Below are 2434 nucleotides of genomic sequence, written 5' to 3'. Positions count from 1 at the left end.
AAGAGAAACCCGCAGCTATGTCGGAGAGGTTCGGGCCGCGCCGGGAGAAGAGGATAAACCGACCCACATTATCGGTCTGGCCTCGGTGTTTAATTCCCTGTCAGAGCCGATGTGGGGATTCCGTGAAATTATCAAACCCGGCGCATTTGACGATGTGCTGAATGATGATGTGCGGGCGCTGTTCAATCATGACCGCAATTATATCCTCGGCCGGTCTGCTTCCGGAACGTTATCGCTGAGTATCAGCGAACAGGGACTGGCCTACGATATTACGGTGCCGGATACACAAACTATCCGGGACCTTGTGGTTGCTCCGATGTTACGCGGGGATGTCAGTCAGAGTTCGTTCGCGTTCAGCGTGGCGGTGAACGGCGATGACTGGTATCAGGATGATGACGGCATGGTTGTCCGTGAAATTCACCGGATCTCCCGTCTCTATGATGTCAGTCCGGTGACTTATCCGGCCTATCTGGCCGCAAATTCAACCGTGCGGTCAATGGAGGCGTGGAAAGAAGCACGCGACAGCGGCGGTATAGCCAAAGCTGTCAATGAAAAACTGGCGCGTGAGCGTCTTCTCACTTTAATGAATGTATAAGGCAATTCTATGAAACTTCATGAATTAAAACAGAAACGTAATACTATCGCCACCGAAATGCGTGCAATCCATGAAAAGATCGGTGACGGTGTTATGACCGAAGAACAGCGTGCGGAGTGGAATAAGGCCAAAACAGAGTTTGATCGTCTGAATGAGCAGATCACCCGTGAAGAGGAACTGCGTGCGGCAGATCAGGCTTTTGTGGATGATCAGGAGCCGGAACAGCGCGGAAAACAGAACGGTAATCCGGAAAGTGAAGCCGCAGAGCGCCGCGCAGCGGCATTTGACCGCTACCTCCGCCATGGTTTTGGTGAACTGACGGCGGAAGAGCGTCAGGCTGTGAGGGAATTACGGGCTCAGGGAACATCCCCGGATGAGAAAGGGGGCTATACCGTCCCGGTTAAGATGCTGAACAAAGTTGTTGAGCAGATGAAAGCCTACGGCGGGATTGTCTCGGTTTCTCATGTTCTGCCGACGGCGGACGGCCAGGATATTACCTGGTCAACATCGGACGGCACAGCGGAGGAAGGTGAACTGCTGGGGGAAAACACCGCTGCCAGTGAACAGGATGTGGAATTCGGCACCGCCATTCTCGGTGCCAAAAAATTGTCTTCCAAAATTATCCGTGTATCAAATGAGTTGCTGCAGGACAGCGGGATCAATATTGAATCCTACCTTGCCGCCCGTATCGCGCAGCGTATCGGCCGTGGTGAGGCTAAATACCTGGTGAAAGGTACCGGTGCCGGTACGCCGGTACAGCCGAAAGGCCTGGATGTTTCCGTGACAGGAACGGTAAACGCGAAAACAGCCGCATTCAGCTGGAAAGACATCAACGCGCTGAAACACGCCATTGATCCGGCGTACCGCAACAGCCCTAAGTTCAGGCTGGCCTTTAATGACAGCACCCTGAAAGTGCTCACGGAAATGGAGGATGGTAACAAGCGTCCGTTGTGGCTGCCGGAAATCACCGGTGTTGCTCCCGCGACAATTCTGGGTATGCCGTATGTGATTGATCAGGCGGTTGACAGTATGGAAGCCGGTAAAAAATTTATCTTCTGTGGTGATTTTGACCGTTTTATTGTCCGCCGTGTCACTTATATGACGCTGAAACGTCTGGTCGAGCGTTATGCTGAATTTGACCAGACCGCGTTTCTGGCGTTTCACCGCTTTGACTGTTGTCTGGAAGATACCTCAGCGATTAAGGCGCTGGTGGCAAAAGCTGCCTGATAGTCATACCGTTGCAATCCTGTGCGCCGCTTAACTGCGGTTTTTTTGTGCCTGCGGTCTGAAGTGGCCGCAGGCATGGGGGAAACATGCCGTTACCGACACTCGAAAAACTGAGAATGCAGTGCCGTATTGATGAGGATAATGACCTTGAGGATGAGTTGCTTCTGACTTACCTGGGGGCGGCCGTGAAGCGGGCTGAAAATTATATTAACCGTCATCTTTATGACACAGAGGTTCCGGCATCAGATCCGGACGGATTACCGGTTACGGATGATATAGAACTGGCCCTGCTGGTCTGCGTTGGTTACCTGTATGAATCACGGGAAAATGCGGCAATACCGGCGGGCTTCTTTCTGCTGCTTGAACCGTACAGGTTCATCAATTTATAGGGAGCGCACTGTGCAGGCCGGAAGATTAAGGCATCGCGTCACATTTCAGCGTGCTGAACGGGTTATCTTACCGTCCGGCCAGCGTGAAAACCAATGGCTGCCCGTTGCCGTAACCTGGGCGGAAGTCAGACCCGTCAATGGCCGGGAACTGCTGACTGCCGGAGCGGAAATGTCAGAAATAACGGTCCGCGTATGGATGCGGTACCGGCCGGATATTCATCCT

The 2434-nt window shown here is 52.9% G+C and carries 4 protein-coding genes; all 4 read left to right on the top strand.

Annotated features, from left to right (window positions below):
* Nucleotides 1-595: HK97 family phage prohead protease (locus tag HMPREF3119_RS18690; protein ID WP_083297255.1), on the top strand; the 595-nt coding region annotated here is incomplete at its 5' end.
* 9 nt (nucleotides 596-604) lie between these two features.
* Nucleotides 605-1822 carry a phage major capsid protein gene (locus tag HMPREF3119_RS05735; RefSeq protein WP_070578880.1) on the top strand — a complete coding sequence of 406 codons (1218 nt, stop codon included), beginning with the start codon at nucleotides 605-607 and terminating at the stop codon, nucleotides 1820-1822.
* Nucleotides 1823-1908: 86 nt separating this feature from the next.
* A complete protein-coding gene (locus HMPREF3119_RS05730) occupies nucleotides 1909-2211 on the top strand; it encodes a head-tail connector protein (RefSeq protein WP_004239763.1) in 303 nt (100 codons plus the stop codon).
* Nucleotides 2135-2434: phage head closure protein (locus HMPREF3119_RS18685; RefSeq protein ID WP_371327753.1), on the top strand; the 300-nt coding region annotated here is incomplete at its 3' end. The genes HMPREF3119_RS05730 and HMPREF3119_RS18685, both read left to right, overlap by 77 nt.

The sequence above is a fragment of the Morganella sp. HMSC11D09 genome (assembly GCF_001807955.1).
Lineage (GTDB): Bacteria > Pseudomonadota > Gammaproteobacteria > Enterobacterales > Enterobacteriaceae > Morganella > Morganella morganii.
This window is presented reverse-complemented; position numbering and strand designations above follow the sequence as displayed.